19 protein-coding genes are annotated in these 21,349 nt (G+C 74.2%); 10 read left to right on the top strand and 9 right to left on the bottom strand.

The annotated features are described in order from the left end of the window. Nucleotides 1-4: 4 nt before the first annotated feature. The 6 genes from ACN27A_RS19815 to ACN27A_RS19840 form a co-directional block, all read right to left on the bottom strand. Nucleotides 5-1,183 carry a MarP family serine protease gene (locus ACN27A_RS19815; RefSeq protein WP_421455588.1) on the bottom strand — a complete coding sequence of 393 codons (1,179 nt, stop codon included), beginning with the start codon at nt 1,181-1,183 and terminating at the stop codon, nt 5-7. A 63-nt stretch (nt 1,184-1,246) separates the two neighbouring features. Beyond that, nucleotides 1,247-1,939, bottom strand: coding sequence for an NUDIX hydrolase (locus ACN27A_RS19820; protein ID WP_311413207.1), 693 nt, complete (start codon nt 1,937-1,939; stop codon nt 1,247-1,249). Between the two features lie 70 nt (nt 1,940-2,009). Then, nucleotides 2,010-2,633 (bottom strand): TlpA family protein disulfide reductase, encoded by a 624-nt coding sequence (locus ACN27A_RS19825; protein WP_421458534.1) that lies wholly within the window; start codon nt 2,631-2,633, stop codon nt 2,010-2,012. 103 nt (nt 2,634-2,736) lie between these two features. Next, complete coding sequence (nth, locus tag ACN27A_RS19830) at nt 2,737-3,525, bottom strand: endonuclease III (RefSeq protein WP_421455591.1); 789 nt, start codon at nt 3,523-3,525, stop codon at nt 2,737-2,739. 61 nt (nt 3,526-3,586) lie between these two features. Continuing rightward, complete coding sequence (locus tag ACN27A_RS19835) at nt 3,587-4,750, bottom strand: CapA family protein (protein WP_421455594.1); 1,164 nt, start codon at nt 4,748-4,750, stop codon at nt 3,587-3,589. A gap of 56 nt (nt 4,751-4,806) precedes the next feature. Continuing rightward, nucleotides 4,807-5,469 (bottom strand): adenosylcobinamide amidohydrolase, encoded by a 663-nt coding sequence (locus tag ACN27A_RS19840; RefSeq protein WP_421455596.1) that lies wholly within the window; start codon nt 5,467-5,469, stop codon nt 4,807-4,809. A gap of 217 nt (nt 5,470-5,686) precedes the next feature. On the opposite strand from ACN27A_RS19840, the gene ACN27A_RS19845 reads away from it, so the two are divergent. The 9 genes from ACN27A_RS19845 (at nt 5,687) to ACN27A_RS19885 (ending at nt 16,828) form a co-directional block, all read left to right on the top strand. Beyond that, complete coding sequence (locus ACN27A_RS19845; protein WP_089003062.1) at nt 5,687-6,364, top strand: Crp/Fnr family transcriptional regulator; 678 nt, start codon at nt 5,687-5,689, stop codon at nt 6,362-6,364. A gap of 85 nt (nt 6,365-6,449) precedes the next feature. Continuing rightward, nucleotides 6,450-7,193: a metallophosphoesterase family protein gene (locus tag ACN27A_RS19850; protein WP_421455599.1), complete on the top strand. Its 744-nt coding sequence runs from the start codon at nt 6,450-6,452 to the stop codon at nt 7,191-7,193. A gap of 364 nt (nt 7,194-7,557) precedes the next feature. Continuing rightward, on the top strand, nt 7,558-8,160 hold the full coding sequence (locus ACN27A_RS19855; protein ID WP_421455602.1) for a TetR/AcrR family transcriptional regulator: 603 nt from the start codon (nt 7,558-7,560) through the stop codon (nt 8,158-8,160). An 81-nt stretch (nt 8,161-8,241) separates the two neighbouring features. Then, a complete protein-coding gene (locus tag ACN27A_RS19860) occupies nt 8,242-9,036 on the top strand; it encodes a TIGR03084 family metal-binding protein (RefSeq protein ID WP_421455605.1) in 795 nt (264 codons plus the stop codon). Continuing rightward, nucleotides 9,033-10,793: an acyclic terpene utilization AtuA family protein gene (locus ACN27A_RS19865; protein ID WP_421455608.1), complete on the top strand. Its 1,761-nt coding sequence runs from the start codon at nt 9,033-9,035 to the stop codon at nt 10,791-10,793. The genes ACN27A_RS19860 and ACN27A_RS19865 overlap by 4 nt, the downstream gene beginning before the upstream one ends. Further along, the gene (locus ACN27A_RS19870) at nt 10,790-11,929 is read left to right on the top strand and encodes an acyl-CoA dehydrogenase family protein (protein WP_421455610.1); all 1,140 of its coding nucleotides are present in this window, start codon (nt 10,790-10,792) and stop codon (nt 11,927-11,929) included. The genes ACN27A_RS19865 and ACN27A_RS19870 overlap by 4 nt, the downstream gene beginning before the upstream one ends. 55 nt (nt 11,930-11,984) lie before the next feature. Further along, a complete protein-coding gene (locus tag ACN27A_RS19875) occupies nt 11,985-13,586 on the top strand; it encodes an acyl-CoA carboxylase subunit beta (RefSeq protein ID WP_421455612.1) in 1,602 nt (533 codons plus the stop codon). 14 nt (nt 13,587-13,600) lie between these two features. Continuing rightward, nucleotides 13,601-15,622, top strand: coding sequence for a biotin carboxylase N-terminal domain-containing protein (locus ACN27A_RS19880; protein ID WP_421455614.1), 2,022 nt, complete (start codon nt 13,601-13,603; stop codon nt 15,620-15,622). Nucleotides 15,623-15,637: 15 nt separating this feature from the next. Next, nucleotides 15,638-16,828 carry an acyl-CoA dehydrogenase family protein gene (locus tag ACN27A_RS19885; RefSeq protein ID WP_421455617.1) on the top strand — a complete coding sequence of 397 codons (1,191 nt, stop codon included), beginning with the start codon at nt 15,638-15,640 and terminating at the stop codon, nt 16,826-16,828. A 49-nt stretch (nt 16,829-16,877) separates the two neighbouring features. On the opposite strand, the gene ACN27A_RS19890 is transcribed toward ACN27A_RS19885, so the two are convergent. Next, nucleotides 16,878-18,683, bottom strand: coding sequence for an alpha/beta hydrolase (locus ACN27A_RS19890; protein WP_421455620.1), 1,806 nt, complete (start codon nt 18,681-18,683; stop codon nt 16,878-16,880). A gap of 211 nt (nt 18,684-18,894) precedes the next feature. Beyond that, nucleotides 18,895-19,407 (bottom strand): hypothetical protein, encoded by a 513-nt coding sequence (locus tag ACN27A_RS19895; protein WP_421455623.1) that lies wholly within the window; start codon nt 19,405-19,407, stop codon nt 18,895-18,897. A gap of 110 nt (nt 19,408-19,517) precedes the next feature. Between ACN27A_RS19895 and ACN27A_RS19900 the strand changes: the two genes are divergently transcribed. Beyond that, entirely contained in the window at nt 19,518-19,865 is a 348-nt protein-coding gene (locus ACN27A_RS19900; protein ID WP_421455625.1) for a hypothetical protein, read from the top strand. On the opposite strand, the gene ACN27A_RS19905 is transcribed toward ACN27A_RS19900, so the two are convergent. Then, the gene (locus ACN27A_RS19905) at nt 19,842-21,347 is read right to left on the bottom strand and encodes a protein kinase domain-containing protein (RefSeq protein ID WP_421455628.1); all 1,506 of its coding nucleotides are present in this window, start codon (nt 21,345-21,347) and stop codon (nt 19,842-19,844) included. The two genes, ACN27A_RS19900 and ACN27A_RS19905, sit on opposite strands and share 24 nt — an antisense overlap. Nucleotides 21,348-21,349: the final 2 nt, after the last annotated feature.

The following is a 21,349-nucleotide window of genomic DNA, read 5'->3' on the forward strand; positions in this document are numbered from 1 at the left end:
CCGGTCAGGTGCACTCGCCGGTGCCGACGGAGCGGGTGCGCTCGGCGCCGGCGAGGGCGACGGGACGGGCCTCGGCCGCGGTCACCGCGAAGCCGGTGTTCGGGTCGTCGGCCGCCGCCGCGAAGATCACCCCGAGCACCAGCCCGTTCGAGGAGACCAGCGGGCCACCGGAGTTGCCGCTCTGCACGAGCGCCCGGATCGTGTAGACCTCCCGGGTCACGTTGCCGCCGGAGTAGATGTCCGGCCCGGTGATCCGGTCGACGTCCCGGATCCGCGCCGACTGGGCGTTGTACGGCCCGTCGAGCGGGAAGCCCAGCACGATCGCGTCCGCCCCGCTGCCCGCGTTGCCGGCCGCGAAGCGCATCGACGGGCCGGGCAGCCCGGGCACGTGCAGCACGGCCAGGTCCCGGTCGGGGTCGTAGACGACCACCTTGCTGTCGTACCGGTCGCCGTTGAGCTCGACGACGGTGGAACGGGTCCCGGCGACGACGTGCGCGTTGGTCATCACCCGGTCGTCGGCGTAGACGAAGCCCGAGCCCTCGATCCGGCGCGAGCAGCTCGGGGCGGAGCCGAGCACCTTGACCACCGAACGCTGGCTGTTGACCACCACCTGGGAGCCGGCGAGCGCCGGATCCGGCGGGGACACCTGACGGGCACGGGTGGGTGCCAGGTCGCCGAAGACGTCGGGGAAGCCGTTGGTGTCGACGGTGTCCCGCAGCGCCGTGGAGAGCTGCTGCGCCTGGTCGGGCAGGACCCGGTCGACCACCGTGAGCAGCGCGCTGTTGCGCACCGACGAGGCCAGCCAGGGCAGCGACGACGAGCCGAGCGGCACCGCGACGAGCCAGGCGACCAGCAGGACGGCGAAGAGCGAGACGAACGCCCCGCCGACGTCGTCGACCCGCTTGGCGACGTCACTGGTGATCGTCTTGCGCAGGTGCGAACCGACCCAGCCGGCGAGCGCCTGGCCGACCACCGCCAGCCCGAAGATCGCCACCAGGGAGATCAGCACCCGGGTGCCGCTGTCGACGAACTGCTGTGCCAGCAGCGGCCCCACCTGGAGGCCCACCAACGCGCCCACGAAGAAGCCGGAGAACGACAGCACCCCGATGACGAAGCCCTGGCGGTATCCGCTGATCGCGAACACGAGCATGAGCAGCAGCAGTACGAGATCCACGGCGGACACGCGTCAAGCGTACGGGCACCGGGCTCGCGAGATGACCATCGCTTGCGGAAGGTGACCGTCCGGTCAGCGCACCGGGGTCTCGTCGACCGCGTCGGTGCCGGCGGAGGGCGCCGGGGTGGCCCCCGTCGGCGGCAGGTCCACGACCCGGTCGCGGGGCCACGGCCGGGCCCAGCCGCCCATGTCGAGCAGGGCGGCCAGCACCCCGGCGGTGAAGCCCCAGACCAGCATCCCGCGCGCCGAGAAGGCCGGGCCGATCCAGCCGCTCGGGTGGCGGACCCGCATCCGGTTCGCCGGGTCGACCAGCTCGGCGACCGGCAGCCGGGCCACGTGCGCCACCTCGGCCGGCTCCCTGGGGTGCACCGGGTGCGGCGCGTGCCACCAGGCGAGCACCGGGGTGACCACGAAGTCGCTGACCGGGATCCAGAGCTTCGGCAGCTCCGCCAGGACGGTGACGCTGGTCGGATCGAGGCCGACCTCCTCGTTCGCCTCGCGCAGCGCGGTCGCCCGGGCGTCGGCGTCCTCCGGGTCGGCCGCGCCGCCGGGGAAGGCGGGCTGGCCGGCGTGGTTGCGCAGGGTGGCCGCCCGCTGGAGGATCAGCACGTCCGGGCCGGCGCCGGGCTCCTCGCCGAGCAGCACCAGCACCGCGCTCTCCCGCCCCCCGCTCTCCGGGGTGACCAGCCGGGTGAAGTCCTCGCTGCGCGCGCTGCCGAGCCGGGTCAGCAGCGGGTCGAACCAGCCCGGCGGACGGCGGCTCACGCCCGCACCCCCGCGCCCCGCCGGTGGCCCGTGCCCGCACCCCCGCGCCCCGTGGCGGGTGCCGGACGGCTCATGCCGGCACCGTCACGCCGAGGTGCCGGCGGACCAGGTCCGTCAGCCGGGCGTCGTCGAGGGCGCCGCTGGAGTCCACGTGCCGGATGCGGCCCTGCCCGTCGACGAAGACGGTCAGGGGGATGGCCTTGCGGTTCAGCTCCCGCTTCAGGCGCTCACCCTGGTCGACCAGCACCGGGAAGCGGACGCCGAAGTCCTCGCCGATGGCCTGGGCCGCCTCGCGGCCGTCCTGGTTGTTGACCCCGACCACCTGGAGCTGGCCGGCGGCCCGCTGGCTGAGCCGCTGGAAGGCGGGCAGCTCCTTGCGGCAGGGCGGGCACCAGGAGGCCCAGACGTTGATCACCGCCGGGCCGCGCAGGTCGCGCAGGGCGACCGGGGTGCCGCCGGTGAAGCAGTTCAGGGTCAGCTCGGGCAGCGCCTGGCCCCCGCTCCCCGACGGGGCGGCGGGTGCGGCGGACGCGGGCGGCGTACCGAGGGCGGAACAGTCCTGGAAGGGCGACGGCCGGCTGGCGGCGGCCTTCTGCCGGTCGGTGGGGCCCGGGTCCTTCTCCTCGGCGCCGGCGGTGCACCCCGCGACGGCCAGCAGCACGGGTACGAGCAGGGCGGCGAGCCGGCGCTTCACCGGTCGCGACTGCGGGGCTCGCAAGACCGGCTCACTCCTCGCGCTCACAGCGACACCTCGGTTCGCGACTGCGGGGCTCGCAACACCGGCTCACTCCTCGCGCTCACGGTGCCGCCGCCACGACGGCCTGGACCGGCACCAGCTCCGGGTCGACCCCGGCCGCCACCGCCAGGTCCCGGGCCCGGGGGCCCTTGAGCAGCTTCGCGGCCGCCGCCGGCTCGGTCGGGCCGGTGCCGTACGACGGGCACAGCTTCGCCAGCGTGCACGCCCCGCAGGCCGGCTTGCGGGCGTGGCAGACCCGCCGGCCGTGGAAGATGATCCGGTGCGACAACATGGTCCAGTCGCGCTTGGGGAAGAGCGCCCCGATCGCGTGCTCGATCTTGACGGGGTCGGTCTCGGCGGTCAGCCGCCAGCGCTGGACCAGCCGCTGGAAGTGGGTGTCGACGGTGATCCCGGGGACGTCGAAGGCGTTGCCGAGGATGACGTTGGCGGTCTTGCGGCCGATGCCGGGCAGCGTCACCAGGTCGGCGAGCCTGCCGGGGACCCGGCCGTCGTACCGCTCCACGAGGGCCTGGCCGAGCTTGATCAGCGAGTCGGTCTTGTTGCGGTAGAAGCCGGTGGGCCGGATCAGCTCCTCCAGCTCCGCCCGGTCCGCCCCCGCGTAGTCGGCCGCGCTCGGGTAGCGGGCGAAGAGCTTGGGGGTGACCTCGTTGACCTTCTTGTCCGTGCACTGCGCGGAGAGGATCGTCGCGACGGCCAGCTCCAGGGCGTTGGAGTGGTCCAGTTCACAGTGCGCGTCGGGGTGGGTGTCGGTCAGCGCCCGGCCGATCCGCCGGGCGCGACGGGTGCGCCCGAGGTCGGTCTCGGTGAAGCCGGAGGAACTCGTGGTCACGCCGGCCAGCCTACGTCGCCCGGCCGACGGTCGGCCGGGTCCACGCGCCGTGCCGTCCCGGTCAGCCGCCCTGCGGCGCGCTGATCTCACCCGAGTCGTCGAAGCCGGCGCCGGTCTCCGGGAAGTCGCTCTTGGTGAGCTGCTTCATCAGGCCCAGCCCGCGGTCGTCCTTGTCCATGGTCGGCTTGCCGATGGAGTTCATGTACGTGGAGACGAACGAGCCGCCGGCCCAGCTCCCGTCCGGCTTCAGCGAGACCTTGAGCACCCCGCCCCAGCCGAGCCGGCCGGCGTTGCTCAGCGAGTTCCCACCGCCGGCGAAGTTGCCCAGGCTGTACGCGATCAGCCGGCCCTTGTAGAACTCCATGCCGCGCAGCACGTGCGGGCCGTGCCCGACGATCAGGTCCGCCCCGGCGTCGATCATCGCCTTGGAGAACTTGACCGGGTCGCCCCGGTTCTCGCCGAGGAACATCTCGGTGCCCGGCTTGACCCGCGTCTTCTCGGAGCCCTCGCCGCCCATGTGCACCTGCACCACCACGATGTCGGCCATGCCGGCCGCCTTGGTGATCACCTTCTTCGCGGCGGCGATGTCGGTGAGGCTGTTGGACCAGACGTACGACGAGAAGCCGGCGACCGCGACCTTGACCCCCTTGACGTCGACCACGGTGATCTGGTCGGGCGCCCCGGTGTGCGCGAGGTCGTACTTCTCCAGCGCCTTCTGGGTGTTCTCGTAGCCCTTCGGCCCGAAGTCGTAGCCGTGGTTGTTGGCCTGGTTGAGCAGGTCGAAGCCCGCGTCGCGCAGGTGCGCGGCGTACTCCGGCGGGGCCCGGAACTGGAAGCAGCGGGTCGAGTTCGGGCCGCACTTGCCGGTGCCGGTGTCGACGGTGAGCGGCTCCTCCAGGTTGCCCATCACCAGGTCGGCGGCGAGCGCCTTCTCGACCGAGTCGAAGAAGCCCTTCCCGCCGTTGGGGGGCAGCCGGTTCGGCGCGTTGCCCATGATGATGTCGCCGGTCGCCGAGAGCGAGATCGCCTGCTCGGCGGGCCGTGTGGTGCTCGTGGGCTCGCCGGAGCGGACCGGGGCGCCGGTGTTGCCGCCGCCCGCGCCGGGCTGCCAGACCGCGTCGGACCCGGACCCGGGACCTCCGCAGCCGGCGGCGAGCAGGACGGCGAGCAGTCCGCCGAGGGCGAGTGCGGCCCGGCGACGCGGAGAGGAGGCGGCAGCGTACATCGAGCGCGACCTTATCGGCTGGGCAACGCCGAAACGAGGGCCGATCGGACGGAGTCTCAGCCCGCCAGTCGGTCCGACCACGGGACCACGGTGCCCGCCCCGCCGGCCGTCACGGCGGCGTGCACGGCCCGGGCCAGCGGGGCGCCCCAGGTGGAGCGCGGCCCGCCGTACGCCGACTCGGGGCCGTCGACCGGGCAGAGCACGGTGACCGCGTCCGTCGGGGTGCCGGTGCCCGGCACACCCAACTCGGCGATCGCCTGCGCCTTCGCCTCGGTGGCGGTGGCCACCGCGTTGACGAGGGCGGCGTCGCCGAGCCGCGCCGGGACGTACACCACGATGTTGACGGTGCCGACCCGCTGGGCCAGCGCCGCCGGGGCGGGCTCCGCCGCCCGGACGGGTGTGCCCAGGCCGACCGTCGCCCAGGCCCGCACGCCGGTGTCCGTCCGGGCGACCACCTCGGCGACGTCCACCCCGGTCAGCAGGCCCACCCCGGGCCCGTCGAGGCCGAGCCGGTCGGCGAGTTCGGCCAGGTGGTCGGCGGGGTCGTCCCGGTCGTACGACATGGGCACGGTCGCGTTGACGACCCAGTGCCGGACGCCGATCCCGCCGCCCAGCGGCGCGGAACTGACCGCGCGCAGCGGGCGGTCGGCGCGCCAGAACAGCAGCGGGACGTCCCGACCGTCCTCCTGGCGGGCGGTCAGCACGGGTTCACTCAGCACGTGGTGACCCTACGACCCGGGTGTCGGGGGCAGGATCGGCGTCCGGAGGGCGCGCGATCTTACTGCTTGATCAGGCCGGGCAGGTTACGCCCAACGATCAAGTTTCCAGGGGTGCACCTCTGATTGCTGCTCACGTGCGCCTAGACTGGCGACGCGCGAGGGATCAGCGGACGGCGGACCCGGCCGACGGGCGGCACGCGCAGGCGGAGGTGCGGCGATGGACGAGGTACTGGCCCGCAGCGGGATCTTCCAGGGCGTCGACCCGGAGGCTGCCGAGGCGCTCGCCAAGGAGATGGAGACGCTCGAGGTCCGCAAGGGCGAGATCGTCTTCAACGAGGGCGAGCCCGGCGACAGTCTCTACATCCTGCTGTCCGGCAAGATCAAGGTGGGTCGGCGGGCTGCCGACGGCCGACAGAACCTGATCGCGGTGATGGGCCCGTCGGACATGGTGGGCGAGCTGTCGCTCTTCGACCCCGGCCCCCGCACGGCGACCGCCACCGCGGTGACCGACACCCGGCTGGTGCGGCTGCGCAAGCAGGCCCTGCGCCCGTGGCTGAACAACCGGCCGGAGATCGCCGAGCAGCTGCTCCGCGTGCTCGCCCGCCGGCTGCGGCGGACGAACGACTCGCTGGCCGACCTGATCTTCACGGACGTGCCCGGCCGCGTCGCCAAGAACCTGCTCCAGATGGCCGGCCGCTTCGGCACCCGCGACGGCGGCGTGCTGCGGGTGACCCACGACCTCACCCAGGAGGAGATCGCCCAGCTCGTCGGCGCCTCCCGGGAGACCGTCAACAAGGCGCTGGCCGACTTCGCCTCGCGCGGCTGGCTGCGCCTGGACGGCAAGAGCATCATCATCCTCGACCCGGAGCGCCTGGCCCGTCGCGCCCGCGTCTGACACACCTGGCTGATCTGCCCCGGGCCCTGTCTGCCCGGGGCAGAATCGCTGGACTCCGGCACGGCCCGGTGGGCACGGTGGAGCGATGCTGAACCGGGTCGCCGTTCTCTCCGACATCCACGGTGCGCTGCCGGCGCTGGAGGCCGTGCTGGCCGAGCCCGACGTCGCCGCCGCCGACCTGATCGTGCTCACCGGCGACATCGCGGCCGGCCCGCAGCCGGTCGAGGTGCTGGACGTGCTCGCCGGCCTGGGCGACCGGGCCTGCTGGGTCCGGGGCAACGCGGACCGCGAGCTGGTGGAGGCGCGGGCCGGCCGCCTCTCTCCGGTCGACGTCTCCAACTGGGCGGCCGAGCAGTTGCGCGACGACCAGTTGGCCCGGTTGGCGGCACTGCCGCTCACGGTCACCCTGGAGGTCGCCGGCCTCGGTCCGGTGCTGTTCTGCCACGCCACCCCCCGCGACGACGAGGAGGTCGTGCTCGTCGACTCCCGGATGGAACGCTGGGCGGAGGTGCTCGCCGACGTCCCCACCGAGGTGGGCACGGTGGTCTGCGGGCACACCCACATGCCGTTCACCCGGCTGGCCGACCGCCGGCTGATCGTCAACCCGGGCAGCATCGGGATGCCCTACGGCGGCCCCGGCGCCTTCTGGGCGCTCCTCGGGCCCGGCGTGGACCTGCGGCGTACCCCCTTCGACGTGGACGCGGCCTGCGCCCGGGTGGCGGCCGAGTCGGGCTTTCCCGACGCCGCCGACTGGGCGGACGAGTACCTGCGCTCCCGACACAGCGACGCCACGGCCCTCGCGGTCTTCGCCCCGCGCGACGGCCGCTGAGCGGTGGCCGACGGACGGCTCCCGACCGGGTAGGGACGACACCCGTCGCGCCCTGTCGAGCTGCCCCGTTCATAGGACCGGCCGGCCTTGCCCACCGAGCCCAACCCGGACCGGGGACGACACGGTGGGCGACGGGCCGTTCCGCGACGTGCCCCCTGGTGAGACTGGTCGAAGGCCCCGTCGCCGTCCGGCAGCGGGCCGGCTCTCGGGGCGGGCCGGTGGCCCGCAGGCCGTGCCCCATCCGTGGGGGCAGCTCGACAGCGCCCGGATACCTGTCACCAACCCCGGCTGGCAGGCGTCAGTCCGATGCCGGCCAGAAAAAGTCAGTCTTGACTGTTTGTTTCTGCGGCGGCACGCTGTCCCCATGTCCGCATCGACCCGCGTCCCTCAGCAGGAACGCAGCCGCGCCACCCAGGCGCGGCTGCTGGAGGCGACCGTCGAGTGCCTGGTCGAGCACGGCTGGTCCGGCACCACCACCACCGTCGTCGCGGCCCGTGCCGGCGTCTCGCGCGGCGCCCAGTTGCACCACTACCCCACCAAGGCCGCGCTGGTCACGGCCGCCGTCGCCCACCTAGCCGAGCGGCGGGCGGAGGAGCTGCGCACCGAGGCCGAGGCGCTGCCGCCCGGTCCCCGGCGGCTCGATCGGGTGATCGACCTGCTCGGCGCGGCCTTCACCGGCCCGCTCTTCGTCGCCGCCCTCGAACTGTGGGTCGCCGCGCGGACCGACCGGGAGCTGCGCGAGGCCCTGGTGCCGCTGGAGGCCCGGGTCGGCCGCGAGATGCACCGGCTCACCGTCGCGCTGCTCGACGTGGACGAACGCCGTCCGGGCGTACGCGAGGCGGTGCAGGCGACCCTCGACCTGCTCCGCGGACTCGGCGTGGCCAACCTGCTCAACGACGACTCGTCCCGCCGCGCCGCCCTGCTGCACACCTGGAAGCGCCAGCTCGCCACCCTGCTCACCCCCTGACCGCCCTGACGCCCCGCCCGCCCCGACCGCTCCGCCCAGACCGGCCCGCCCTGGCCGCCCGCCCAGCCCCCCGGAGGCACCATGGTCGACCTCAAGGATCTGCTCGCGGATCTGGCCGACGAGTCCCAGCAGCTCGACGACCTGGTGACCGGCCCGCCGACCGACTGGGGGCGTGCCACGCCGTCCCCGGGCTGGAGCGTCGGGCACCAGATCGCCCACCTCGCCTGGACCGATCACGTCGCACTGCTCGCCGCCACCGACGCCGAGGCGTTCCTCGCCGTCGTGCTCGCCGCCCCCGACCCGGCCCGGCTCGTCGATGTCGGAGTGGCGGAGTTCCTCGCCCCGCCGAGCGAGTTGCTTCCCCGCTGGCGGGCCGGCCGGGCGGCGCTCGCCGACGCGTTGGCACGCGTGCCGGCGGGCGGGAAGCTGCCCTGGTTCGGCACCCGGATGTCGGCCGCCTCGATGGCCACCGCCCGGATCATGGAGACCTGGGCGCACGGCACGGACGTGGCCGACGCGCTCGGCGTCACCCGCCCCGGCACGGCCCGACTACGGCACGTGGCGCACCTCGGCTTCCGTACCCTCGGCCACAGCTTCGCCGCCCACGGCCGGCCGGTGCCCACGGTGCCGGTGCGGGTCGAGCTGGCGGCGCCGGACGGCGACACCTGGACGTACGGCCCGGCCGACGCCGCCGACCGGGTCACCGGCCCCGCGCTCGACTTCTGCCTGCTGGTCACCCAGCGGAGGCACCGCGCGGACCTGGCGCTGGCGGCGACCGGCCCGGTCGCCGACGCCTGGCTGGACGTCGCGCAGGCCTTCGCCGGCCCACCGGGTCCCGGCCGCCCGCCGACGGCCCCCAGCGGGGTGCCGGCGTGAGCGACGTGCTGCGGGTGGGCAACGCCTCCGGCTTCTACGGCGACCGGTTCACGGCGTGGCGGGAGATGCTCGACGGCGGCGACCTGGACGTGCTGACCGGGGACTACCTCGCCGAGCTGACCATGCTGATCCTCGGCCGGGACCGGCTGCGCGACCCCTCCCTCGGCTACGCGAAGACCTTCCTCCGCCAACTGGAGGGCTGCCTCGGCACGGCGCTGGACCGGGGCGTACGGATCGTGACGAACGCCGGCGGGCTGAACCCGGCCGGCCTGGCCGCCGCCATCGGCTCGCTCGCCGACCGGCTCGGCCTGACCGTCCGGGTCGGGTACGTCGAGGGCGACGCCCTCGCCCGCCCGGACGCGCTGACGGCGAACGCCTACCTGGGGGCGTACGGCATCGCCGCCTGCCTGGGCGGCGGGGCGGACGTGGTGGTCACCGGCCGGGTGACCGACGCGTCCCTGGTGGTCGGGTCGGCGATCGCCCGGTTCGGCTGGGGCCGCGACGACCTGGACGCGCTGGCCGGGGCGACCGTCGCCGGTCACCTGCTCGAGTGCGGGGCGCAGGTGACCGGGGGCAACTTCAGCTTCTTCACGGAGCTGCCCGACGGGGGGCGGCGCCCCGGCTTCCCGGTCGCCGAGCTGCACCCCGACGGCTCCTGCGTGATCACGAAGCACCCGGGCACGGGCGGCGCGGTCACCGTGGAGACGGTCACCGCCCAGCTGCTCTACGAGGTCGGCGGCCCGGCCTACCTCGGACCGGACGTGGTGACCCGGCTGGACACGGTGGAGCTGGCCGCCGACGGGCCGGACCGGGTACGGGTGAGCGGCGTCCGGGGCACGCCCCCGCCGGGCACCCTCAAGGTGGGCGTCAACAACCTCGGCGGCTTCCGCAACTCGATGACCTTCGTCCTCTGCGGGCTCGACGTCCCCGCCAAGGCTGCCCTGGTGCGGAGCCAGATCGAGGCGGCGGTCGGCACGGAGGGGCTGGAGTTCACCCTGGCCCGTACCGACCATGTCGACGCGGTCGACACCGAGGCGGCGAGCGCGCTGCTGCACGTACACCTGCGGGACGGCGACAAGGCACGGGCCGGGCGGGCCTTCTCGGCCGCCGCGGTGGAACTGGCCCTGGCCTCCTACCCCGGCTGCACGCTGACCACGCTGCCCGGCGACGCCACGCCCTACGGGGTGTTCACCGCCGACGCGGTGCCGCAGGACGCGGTGCCGCACGTCGCGGTGCTCCCCTCCGGCGAGCGGGTGCCGATCGCGCCCCCACCGACGATGTGTGCGGAAGGGCCCCCTGCACATCCGCAGGCGACAGCAGGGGGCCCTTCCGCACACCTCACCCGGCGCGCGCCGCTCGGCGAGCTGGTCGGGGCGCGCTCCGGCGACAAGGGCGGCGACGCCAACCTCGGCGTCTGGGCCCGCACCGACGCCACCTGGTCGTGGCTGCGCGGCTGGTTGACCATTGCGCGGCTGCGCGAGCTGCTGCCGGAGACCGCGCCGCTGACCGTGGAGCGGTACGAGCTGCCGAACCTGCGGGCCGTCAACTTCGTCGTCCGGGGCCTGCTCGGGCAGGGGGTGGCGGCCTCCACCCGGTTCGATCCGCAGGCCAAGGCGCTCGGCGAGCTGCTCCGGTCCCGGCTCGTCGACCTGCCCGCCGAGCTGACGACCGGCCCGGCAGTCGACAGCACGCCCGGCCCAGCGGCCGACGACACGCCCGGCCTTGGTGACGGCAGCGCGCCCTGGGAGGGCCGATGACCATCGTGGACACGCCGGAGCGCCGGCAACTGCGGGAGCTGACCCGGGCCTTCGTCACCCGCGAGGTGCTGCCGCACCTGGACGACTGGGAGCGGGCCGGCGAGATCCCCCGGGAGCTGCACGCCACCGCCGCCAAGCTCGGCCTACTCGGCATCGGCTTCCCGGAGGCCGTCGGTGGCAGCGGCGGGGACCTGCTCGACTCGATCATCGTCACCGAGGAGATCATCCGCTCCGGCGGCTCGTCCGGGCTGATCGCGGCGCTGTTCACCCACGGCATCGCGCTGCCACACATCGTCGCCTCCGGCGACGCGGAGCTGATCGACCGGTACGTCCGGCCCACGCTGGCCGGCACCATGATCGGCGCGTTGGCGATCACCGAACCGGACGGCGGCTCGGACGTGGCGAGCATCCGCAGCCACGCCCAGCGCGACGGCGACCACTACGTGGTCAACGGGTCGAAGACCTACATCACCAGCGGCGTCCGGGCCGACTTCGTGACCACCGCCGTCTGCACCCTGCCGCCGGGCACCGGCGCCCTGACCCTGCTGGTGATCGACAAGGGTACGCCGGGCTTCACGGTCGGGCGTCGGCTGGAGAAGCTCGGCTGGCACTGCTCCGACACCGCCGAGCTGTCCTTCGTCGACGTCCGGGTGCCGGTGGCGAACCGGGTCGGCGCGGAGGACACCGCCTTCCTGGCGATCATGCAGAACTTCGCCGCGGAGCGGCTCTCGCTGGCCACCCAGGCGTACGCCATCGCGCAGCGTTCCGTGGAGCTGGCGGTGCGCTGGTGCCGGGACCGGTCCACGTTCGGCCGCCCGCTGGCGAGCCGGCAACTGATCCGGCACCGGCTGGCCGAGATGCACACCCGCGCCGAGGCGGCCCGCGCGTACGTGCACCAGGTGGCGGCGCGGGTGGCGGCGGGCGAGCCGGTGGTGACGGAGGTGGCGATGGCCAAGAACGTCGCGGTGGCCGCCTGCGCCGAGGTGGTCGACCAGGCGCTCCAGCTGCACGGCGGCTACGGCTACCTGCGCGACGCCGAGGTGGAGCGGCACTACCGCGACGCCCGGATCCTCGGCATCGGCGGCGGCACCACCGAGATCATGAACGAGATCATCGCGAAGGGCATGGGCCTGTGAGTGCGAGGAGTGAGCGGGGTTTGCGAGCCCCGCAGTCACGAACGAAGGAGGCCCTGTGACGACACTGCGCAGCGCGGTCGACGCGTCCTCGCCGGGGCACCGCGCCAACCGGGAGGCGCTGCTGGAGCGCCTCGCCGAGCTGGAGACGGCCCTCGACCAGGCCCGCGCCGGCGGCGGCGAGAAGTACGTGGCCCGGCACCACAAGCGGGGCAAGCTGCTGCCCCGGGAGCGGATCGAGCTGCTGCTCGACCCGGACAGCCCGTTCCTGGAGCTGTCGCCGGTGGCGGCGTACGGCACCGACTTTCCCGTCGGCGCCAGCGTGGTGACCGGCATCGGCGTGGTCGAGGGCGTCGAGTGCCTGATCGTCGCGAACGATCCGACGGTACGCGGCGGCGCGGTGAACCCGTGGTCGCTGGCTAAGACCCGCCGGGCGGGCGAGATCGCCCTGGCCAACCGGCTGCCGATGGTGAACCTGGTCGAGTCGGCGGGCGCGGACCTGCCCACCCAGGCGGAGATCTTCATCCCGGGCGGGCGGGTGTTCCGCGACCTGACCCGGCTCTCGGCCGCGAAGATCCCCACGGTCAGCGTGGTCTTCGGCAACGCCACCGCCGGAGGCGCGTACGTGCCGGGGATGTCCGACCAGGTGATCATGATCCGGGACCGGTCGCAGGTCTACCTGGCCGGGCCGCCGCTGGTGAAGATGGCCACCGGCGAGGTCACCGACGACGAGTCCCTCGGCGGGGCCGCCATGCACGCGAGCATGTCCGGGCTGGCGGACTTCCTCGCCGAGGACGAGCCCGACGGCATCCGGCTCGCCCGCCAGTGCGTACGCCGGCTGAACCGGCGCAAGCAGGGCCCGCCGCCGCGCAACCCGTTCCCGGCCCCGCCGAGGTACGACCCGGAGGAGCTGCTCGGCATCGCCAGCGCCGACCTGAAGGTGCCGTTCGACCCGCGCGAGGTGCTGGCCCGGGTGCTCGACGGCAGCGAGTTCGACGAGTTCAAGCCGGCCTACGGCACCGCCCTGGTCACCGGCTGGGGCGAGCTGCACGGCTATCCCGTCGGGGTGCTGGCCAACGCCCGGGGCGTGTTGTTCAGCGAGGAGGCGCAGAAGGCGGCCCAGTTCATCCAGCTCGCCAACGCCGCCGACACCCCGCTGGTCTTCCTCCAGAACACCACCGGCTACATGGTCGGCACCGAGTACGAGCAGCGCGGCATCATCAAGCACGGCGCACTCATGATCAACGCGGTGTCGAACTCGACCGTGCCGCACCTGACGGTCAACCTCGGCGCCTCCTACGGCGCCGGCAACTACGGCATGTGCGGCCGGGCGTACGAGCCGAGGTTCCTGTTCACCTGGCCGAACGCCAAGTCGGCGGTCATGGGGCCGGCGCAGCTCGCGGGCGTGCTGTCCATCGTGGCCCGGCAGGCCGCCGCCGCCCGCGGCCGGGACTACGACGAGGACTCCGACGCGGCGATGCGGATGATGGTCGAGCAGCAGATCGAGTCGCAGTCCGGCGCGCTCTTCCTCTCCGGCCGGCTCTACGACGACGGGGTGATCGACCCCCGCGACACCCGTACCGTCCTCGGGCTCTGCCTGTCGGCGATCCACAACGGACCAGTCAGGGGCGCCGACGGCTTCGGCGTCTTCCGCATGTGAGCGCGAGGAACGCCATGATCACGAGACTTCTGGTCGCGAACCGGGGCGAGATCGCCCGCCGGGTCTTCGCCACCTGCCGGGCGCTGGGCGTCGAGACGGTGGCCGTGCACTCCGACGCCGACGCCGGCGCGCCGTTCGTCGCCGAGGCCGACCACGCCGTCCGGCTGCCCGGGAACACGCCCGCCGAGACGTACCTGCGCATCGATCTCATCCTGGACGCGGCCCGCCGGACGGGGGCGGACGGCGTCCACCCCGGCTACGGCTTCCTCGCCGAGAACGCCGAGTTCGCCGCCGCGGTGACCGACGCCGGGCTGACCTGGGTCGGCCCGCCCGCGAAGGCGATCGCCGCGATGGGCGACAAGGTCGCGGCGAAGGCCCTGCTCGCCGAGGCGGGCGTGCCGATGCTGCCCACCTGGACCGACGCCGACGAGATCACCGACTTCCCGGTGCTGGTGAAGGCGTCCGCCGGGGGCGGCGGGCGCGGCATGCGGATCGTCCGCGACGCCGCCGGGCTGGCCGAGGCCGTCGCCTCCGCGCGCCGCGAGGCGGCTGCGGCGTTCGGCGACGGCACGGTCTTCGTCGAGCGGTACGTCGAACGCGGCCGACACGTCGAGGTCCAGATCTTCGGCGACACGCACGGGACGGTGGTCGCCCTCGGCGTGCGGGAGTGCTCGATACAGCGCCGGCACCAGAAGATCGTCGAGGAGGCGCCCGGCGTCCTCCCCGCGCAGGTGCGGGAGCGGCTGCACGAGGCGGCGGTGGCCGCCGGCCGGGCGGTCGACTACGTGGGCGCCGGCACGGTCGAGTTCCTGCTCGCGCCCGACGGGGAGATCTACTTCCTGGAGATGAACACCCGCCTCCAGGTCGAGCACCCGGTCACCGAGCTGGTCACCCTCGCGGCCCTGGACCTGGTCCGACTGCAACTGCTGGTGGCCGAGGGCGAGCCCCTGCCGGAACACCTCCACGACCGCGTGTCGGTGCGGGGCTACGCGATCGAGGTGCGGTTGTGCGCCGAGGACCCGGCGCAGGGGTACCGGCCCGCGGCGGGGGTGCTGCACCGGTTCGCGATTCCCGGGGTGGAGCGCGAGTTCGAGAACCTCTCCCGGGCCGGCTTGCGGCTCGACTCCGGCGTCGTGGACGGCTCGGAGGTGAGCGTCCACTACGACTCGATGCTCGCCAAGGTGATCGCCTGGGCACCCACCCGCGCCGAGGCGGCCCGCGCCCTGGCCGGCGCGCTGGCCGGGGCCGAGCTGCACGGCGTGGCCACCAACCGCGACCTGCTGGTCCGGGTGCTGCGCAGCCGCGAGTTCGGCGCCGTGGAGATCGACACCGGTTTCCTGGACCGGCACGGGGAGGTCTTCGCCCCGCTGCTGCCGGCCGACCAGCTCCCCCTGGTGGCCCTGGCCGCCGCGCTGGCCACCGCCGCAGCCCGGCGGGCCGCCGCGCCGGTGCTCGCCGGCCTCCCGTCGGGCTGGCGCAACGTGCCCGCCTTCCCGCAGGTCACCCGCTACGCGGGACCGGACGGCGAGATCGAGGTCCGCTACCGGCTGGACCGCTCGGGCGGCCTCGCCGAGTGGTCGACCTCGCTGGGCGCCGGCTGCACCGCCCGCACCGACGGAGCGGCCCCGGCAGACGGGCCGACGCCGGTGGTGAGCCTGGTCCAGGCCGCGCCGGACCGGGTGGTGCTCGACGTCGACGGGGTGCGGCGGGCGTACCGCGTACACCGGGTGTCTCCGGAGGTCTTCGTGGACGGCCCGGACGGGGCGGCGAGCCTCGCCGAGCTGCCGCGTTTCCCGGAGCCCACGGCGGAGCTGGCGGCCGGGTCGCTGGTCGCGCCGCTGCCCGGCGCGGTGACCCGGGTGCACGTCGAGGTCGGTCAGCGGGTGGCGGCCGGCGACCTGCTGCTGACCCTCGAAGCGATGAAGCTGGAACATCCCGTGCTCGCCCCGGCCGACGGCGTGGTCGCCGAGCTTCCGGTCGCGGCCGGCGGGCAGGTCGACACGGGCGCCGTGCTGGCCGTGGTCAACCCCGAGTGATCCTGGAGGCCCCCGATGAACTTCGACCTCACCCCCGAGCAGGACCAGCTCCGCGACGCCGTGCGCGCGCTGGGCCGCCGGTACGGCCACGAATACTTCGTCGCCAAGGCGAAATCCGGCGAGCACACCACCGAGCTGTGGGACGAGGCCGGCCGGCTGGGCTACCTCGGGGTCAACATCCCCACCGAGTACGGCGGTGGCGGGGGCGGGATCACCGAGCTGGCCATCGTCTGCGAGGAGTTGGCGGCGGCCGGCTGCCCGCTGCTGTTGCTGGTGGTCTCCCCCGCCATCGCGGCCACGGTGATCGCCCGGCACGGCACCGAGGAGCAGCGCAAGCGCTTCCTGCCCGGCTTCGCGGACGGCTCGCTGAAGGTGGTCTTCGCGATCACCGAGCCGGAGGCCGGCTCCAACTTCCACCGGCTCGGCACGGTGGCCCGCCGCGACGGCGACGACTGGCTGCTCTCCGGCCGCAAGTGCTACATCTCGGGCGTCGACGAGGCGTCGTACGTGCTGGTGGTGGCGCGCGTCGCTGTCGAAGACGGCCAGGCCGGCACAGGGGATGCCACTCCGCAGAGACTGAAGCCGGCGCTGTTCGTCGTGCCGACCGACGCGCCGGGGCTGACCCGCTCCAAGCTGGACATGGAGATCGTCTCCCCGGAGAACCAGTTCCTGCTCTATCTCGACGACGTGCGGCTGCCCGCAGACGCGCTGGTCGGCGAGTCGCTGGACGCCGGCCTGCCGGCGCTCTTCGCCGGGCTCAACCCGGAGCGGATCACGGTCGCCGCGATGGGCGCCGGCACCGGCCGGTACGCGATCGAGCGGGCCAGCGAGTACACGGCCGCCCGCAAGGTCTGGGGCGGCCGGACCATCGGCTCCCACCAGGGCGTCTCCCACCCACTCGCGCACGCCGCCGTGCAGGTCGAGCTGGCCCGCCTGATGATCCACAAGGCGGCCACCCTCTACGACGCGGGCCGCGACCTGGAGGCCGGGGTCTCCGGCAACATGGCCAAGTACGCCGCCGGGGAGGCCGCCGCGCTGGCCGTCGACACGGCCGTCCAGGTGCTCGGCGGGGCCGGCATGACCACCGAGTACGGCGTGGCCACGCTCCTCGGCGCGGTGCGCGCGGGCCGGATCGCCCCGGTCAGCCGCGAGATGATCCTCAACTTCGTCGCCCAGCACGTCCTCGGCCAGGACAAGTCGTACTGAGTGGGCCGGGGTGCGGCGGGCGCCCGATCGCCCGCCGCACCCCGGGTCCTCAGCGGACGGTCAGCGTGCCGACCGCCGGCAGCGGGGCGACCACCGGCGGGAGCCGCTTCGGCTCGCCCCGCACGGGGGCGCCCTCGGCGGCCAGCGCACCCTTCGACGCCTCCGCCCGGCGGGTCGCCTCCGGCTCGGCTGGCAGCTCGGCGAACGGCTGGACGTCGCCCACGCAGACCTTGCCGTTGGCCGGCAGCGCCCCGCGCAGCAGGTACGCGTCGACCGCGCCGGTCACGCAGGCCGACGTCCCGTACGCGGTGTGCCCCCAGCTGTCGCTGCTGAGCAGGCGGCTGTTCGGCAGCAGGCGGGCCGAGCTGACCGCGCCCCGGTAGTTGGTCGCCGGGTCCCAGTAGTTGCCCACGACCAGCACCGGCGCGGCGGTCCGCCGGTTGAACGGGCCGGTGTAGGCGTCGGAGTCCCGCACGGTCCAGCTCTTGCGGGCGCACGGCGAGGTGACCCACGTCCACAGCCGACCGAAGTACGGGTCGCGCTTGTCGGCGTTCGCGGCCAGCGCCGGGAACGAGCCGGCGTCCTTCGGGTGGTACGCGTCGGTGCAGTCCACGCCGAGGAAGGTCTCCAACCCGTTCTCGTACGGGAAGTCGTACCGGCGGGCCTGCTCGCGGGCCTTGACGGCCTGGCGGGTCACGTCGGCCGTCGCCGGTCGGCGGGCGGCCGGCGACGACGCCGGGTCGGTGAGCACCAGCAGGGCGGCGGTGAGGTCGACGACCTCGGCGTAGCCCGTCGGGCCGTAGAGCATGCTGAGGTTGGCGGCGATGAAGTCGGCGTACGTGACGGTGACCGGGCCGAGGTCGGGGTCCTCGATGACCACCGGCTTGGCCCGCAGCCGCTTCGCGACCAGTTCGAACGACGCGACAGGATCGCCCTCGGCCAGCGCACACGCCTCCGCGCCGGCCTTGTCGCAGCGCACCAGGATCTCCCGCAGCGCCTTGTACGCGCCCTGCGCGCTGCGCATCCGGTCCTCCTGGGGCAGGCTGCGCGCCCTGCCCTGGCCGACCCACTCGTTGGGGTTGAGCACGCCGTCGATCACCAGGGCACGGACCCGGTCCGGGAACATGTTGGCGTAGTACTGGCCGAGGATGCTGCCGTAGCTGAAGCCGAGGAAGGTGAGCTTCCGGTCCCCCACGGCGCGGCGCAGCACGTCCATGTCACGGGCGACCTCGGCGGTCGACATCGCGCCGGTGAGCGGCCTGCCCGTGGTGGAGCAGCCCCTGCCGACGGCCTTCGAGGACGCCACGTAGGCCTTCTCCTCGGCCTTCGTCAACGGGAACGCCACGTTCAGCCCGGCGTACGCCCGGGTCTGCTCCTTGACGGAGGGGAAGCACCTGACCTGCTGGCTGGCGGCGACGCCGCGCGGGTCGACGCCGACGACGTCGAAGCGGTCCAGCACCTCGTCGCCGAGGAAGTACGGCGCGGCGAGCGCGACGTCGGTGCCGGAGCCGCCGGGGCCGCCCGGGTTGACGAAGAGGCTGCCGATCTTCCGCTGCTGGTCGCGGGCCTTGACCCGCAGCACGGCGACCTCGGTCGTCGGGCCGTTCGGCTTGTCGTAGTCGCGGGGCAGCCGGACGGTGGCGCACTCGGCGTAGTCGTAGCAGGCGTACCAGTCCAGTTCGGGCGTGGGCACCCGGTCGACCCGGCGGGCCTCCTGCGGGCTGGTCCGGTCGGAGGTGACCGGACGGTCCCCGCCGGCGGGGGACGGTGCGGCGGCGGCGGGTGCGACCGCGGCGCCGGCGAGGAGCACGCCGGCGATTCCCGCGGCGGCGAGGGACCGGTTTCGTCGTGGCATGTGGACGCCTTCCGGTGGGCGACAGGACGGTCGAGCCGTGGCTCGACCTCCGTCACTCTAGGAACGGCGGACCAGTATCACCGGCCGGCGAACGGCCGCATATCCGACAAACCGCTGACCGATGTAACGAAATGTTCACCGTCGACGCTTTTGACGTCGACGCTTTGACGGCGGCCAGGTGCAGTGGCCCGGTGTCAGCCGGCGCGCCGGCTCACCCGATGCCGGCCATCCACACCGGCGCTTTGGCCTTCGCACCGTCGGGCGCGTATTCGTCCGCCACCCGCCAGCCGGCGGATCCCTTGCGCAGCAGCAGGAAGCCGACGATCTCGCTGTGCGGGGCACCCAGTCCGTAGACCTCGTCCCGGTCGACGAAGCCCATCCGGAGGGCGCAGATCGCCGCGGGATCGCGCTTCGCGTTCTTGCACAGCCCGAGGTAGCGGATCCCGGGGACGGCCGACAGGTGTCCGGCGATCGCCTCGTCCGGGTTGGCGTACCCGCCACGACCGGCGGCCGCCGAGGCGGGGGCGGCCGGCAACGCGGGGGTGGCCGGCGAAGCGGGGGCGGCCGAGGACGCGGGGGCGGCCGACGGGGCGGCCGGGGACGTCGGCGCGGCGGCGGTCGCGGGGGGCGGCGCGGTCGCGGGCTCCGGCGTCCCGTCCGACGCGCACGCGGCCAGCGCACCCGACAGCAGCACGGCGGCGACGATCCGGAAGACGCGGGTCACCGGCACTCCTCTCCCACACCGACGATCACGGCGACGATCTCGGTGAAGATCATTGCATCCGGTGCTGGCGACCCGGTTGACAGCGGGCCCCGCTCGGACATCCTGGACGGGTGAGACTTGCGAGGCCCGATGCGCGGGCGAAGGCGGTGGCGGCCGCGCTGGTGGCGGCCTCCCTGCTGGTGACGCTGATCGTGTGGGGGCGCCAGGATCTCGTCGGCGTGGCGTTGGCGCTGCTCTGCGTACTCACGACGATGATCGCGGCGGTGTCCGTGGCGGCGGCCCGGCAGGACGACGGCCCGGAACCGGCGGTCACGCCGAGCGGCCCGGGGCAGCCCGTCGGGGGACTGTACGGCGTCGACGCCGACACGCTGGAGTCGCTGGACCACCGGGAGGCCGTCCGCGCCATGCGGGAGCGCCACCGGGGACGCGGCGGCTCAGCGGCCCGTGAGGGTGGGTGAGGCGAGCGCGTCGAGCCCACGCCCGGCCAGGCAGCGGTACGTCCGGTCGGCGTCGGCCCTGGCCGGGGGCAGCACCTCCAGGTTCCAGCCGTCCGCGTAGCTGATCCCGCTGGTGAGCCGGAAGGTGGTCTCGTTGCAGACCCCGCGTACCACCGCGGCCGCGCTGACCTCGTCGTGGCCGGCGCCGACCAGGGTGTCGGGGAGCTTGCCCTCGGCGTAGCTCTCCCAGGTGTGCTGGCCGTCGCAGGGCACCCGGGGCGCCCGGGTCCGCGCGCCGCGCACCTCCATCGGCCCGAAGCACTCCAACTCGTCGGCGCAGCCCGCGCCGGCCGGCAACGCGGTCGTCAGGGCGCAGGCGGGCAGCACCGTGCTCGTCGCCGCCACGCCGGCCGTCGGCGACGGGCCCGGGCTGGAGACCGCGCCGGCCAGCCAGGCGCCGGCGCCGGCCGAGGCGGCCAACGCGACCATCCCGGCGCCGCCGAGGAACCAGCGCCGCCGACGCCGCTGGCCGGCGGTGGGCACCGTGGGGTGGAGGTCCTCCACCGGCGGTCGCGGAGCGGGCCGGGAGGCGTGGTCCACGCCGTACGGGCCGACGGGGCCGGGCACGCCGCTGACCGGACCCGGAATGCCCGTGCCGGCCGCCGGGGAGCCAACGGGACCGAGCGGCAGGCCGACCAGCAGGTCGCGCAGCTCGACGGCCGAGGGACGCTCACCGGGGTCGTTGGACATGCCGGCCCGGAGCACGTCGATCATCTCGGCCGGCACCCCGGGCAGGCCGGGAACCGGCTGGTGGAACATCTCCAGCACGGTGACCAGGCTGGGGTTGCGTTCGGACTGCCAGCGCGGCGGGCGGCCGTGCATCACCGCGTAGAGGGTGGCGCAGAGGGCGTAGACGTCGACGGCGGGCGACGGCGGGCTGTGGTTGAACATCTCCGGCGGCGCGTAGGCCGGGGTGAGCACCTCCAGGGCGACCGAGGCGTCACGCATCTCGGCCACCACGGCCAGCCCGAAGTCGGCCAGCACCGCCGAGTTGAAGTGCGAGTGGAGGATGTTCGCCGGCTTGACGTCGCGGTGCAGCACGCCGGCGGCGTGCGAGTGGGCGATGGCGTCGGCGATCTTGACCCCGAGGTCGCGCGCCTCGGCGGGCCCGAGCGGCGAGGTCCGCATCCGCTCGGCGTACGAGCCGTCGCAGAGCTCCATGATCAGGTAGGGGTGCTGGTCGACCGTGACCCCGACGTCGAAGAGGTCGACGACGTGCGGGTGGGACGACATCCGCCCGGCGGCCCGCGCCTCGCGCAGGAAGCGGGCCTGGTCGTGCTCGCTGTCGAGGGTGCGATTCTCCACCTTGACCGCGACCTCGCGCCCCACCGAGATCTGGGTCGCCTTGTAGATCGTCGCGTAGCCTCCCCTGGCAAACACGTGCAGATCGGTCAGACCGGGCACAATGGGCGTCGGCAGGGCGCCGGGCGGGGTCGCGGTCACAG

This window comes from Micromonospora sp. WMMD737 (assembly GCF_049179055.1).
In the GTDB taxonomy this organism is placed as follows: domain Bacteria; phylum Actinomycetota; class Actinomycetes; order Mycobacteriales; family Micromonosporaceae; genus Micromonospora; species Micromonospora reichwaldensis.